The organism is Streptomyces canus, from assembly GCF_001514145.1.
In the GTDB taxonomy this organism is placed as follows: Bacteria; Actinomycetota; Actinomycetes; order Streptomycetales; family Streptomycetaceae; genus Streptomyces; species Streptomyces canus.
Genome location: NZ_KQ948717.1, coordinates 1 through 1,115 on the forward strand (window position 1 = coordinate 1; position 1,115 = coordinate 1,115).

Below are 1,115 nucleotides of genomic sequence, written 5' to 3' on the forward strand. Positions count from 1 at the left end.
GTCATAGCGCATTTACCTCCGGGTCGCGGTGCGGCTGACCCACAGATTGATCATGACGGCGCCGAGCAGCATCACGCCGAGGAAGGCCTTGAACCAGTCCGGGTTCCAGCCGGCGTAGACGATGCCCTGCTGGACCATGCCGAACATGAACGCCCCGAAGACCGGGCCGATCGCCGAGCCCGCGCCGCCGGTCAGCAGACAGCCGCCGATCACCGCCGCGGAGATGTAGATCAGTTCCTGGCCGACGCCCTCGCCGGACTGCACGGTGTTGAAGGAGAACAGGTTGTGCATGCCGACGAACCAGGCCGCGAAGCCCACCAGCATGAACAGGGAGATCTTCGTGAAGGTGACCGGCACACCGACCGCCCGCGCGGAGTCCTTGTTGCCGCCCACCGCGAAGACCCAGTTGCCGTACCGGGTACGCAGCAGCACCCAGGTCGCGATCGCGGCGAACACCAGCCAGTACACAATCGTGATCTTGACCTGGACGCCGCCCACCTCGAAGGAACTCGCGAAGACCTTCTTGGCCTGGTCGAAACCGTCCATGTTGCTGATGTCGTCGGTGGCCACATTGCCGGTCACCAGCTTGGTCACCGCCAGGTTGACGCCCTGCAGGATCAGGAACGTGCCGAGCGTGATCAGGAAGCTGGGCAGGCCGGTCCTGACCACCAGCCAGCCGTTGAGGAACCCGATCGCCAGCGCCACCAGCAGCGCCACCACGATGCCCGCCCACACGTTCAGCGTCAGCTGGAAGGCGAACATGCTCGCCGTCAGCGCGGAGGTGATCACCGCGACACCCGACGACAGGTCGAACTCCCCGCCGATCATCAGCAGCGCCACCGGCAACGCCATGATCCCGATCGTCGACGACTGGTACAGGATGTTCGCCATCGAACTGCCGTCCCGCACCGGCGGAGCGGCGATCAGGAAGAACACCCACACCGCCACCGCGCCCAGGAACACCCCGACCTCGGGACGCGCCAACAGACGCAACGCGAGCGGTCGTTCCGCGGTGCGGCCGTCCTTGACCTTGCCCGGGCCGGAGGCCGGCGGTGAGGTCACCGCCGGCTCGGCGTGCTGGGTCATACCCATCACCTGGTGCCCTTCGCGGCGAA

Annotated in this window: 1 protein-coding gene; it reads right to left on the minus strand. The window is 66.5% G+C overall.

Features of this window, described 5'->3' with window-relative positions; translation table 11 throughout:
• Nucleotides 1–12: 12 nt before the first annotated feature.
• Nucleotides 13–1,092 carry an ABC transporter permease gene (locus AQJ46_RS51190; protein ID WP_059212218.1) on the minus strand — a complete coding sequence of 360 codons (1,080 nt, stop codon included), beginning with the start codon at nucleotides 1,090–1,092 and terminating at the stop codon, nucleotides 13–15.
• Between the last annotated feature and the right edge of the window lie 23 nt (nucleotides 1,093–1,115).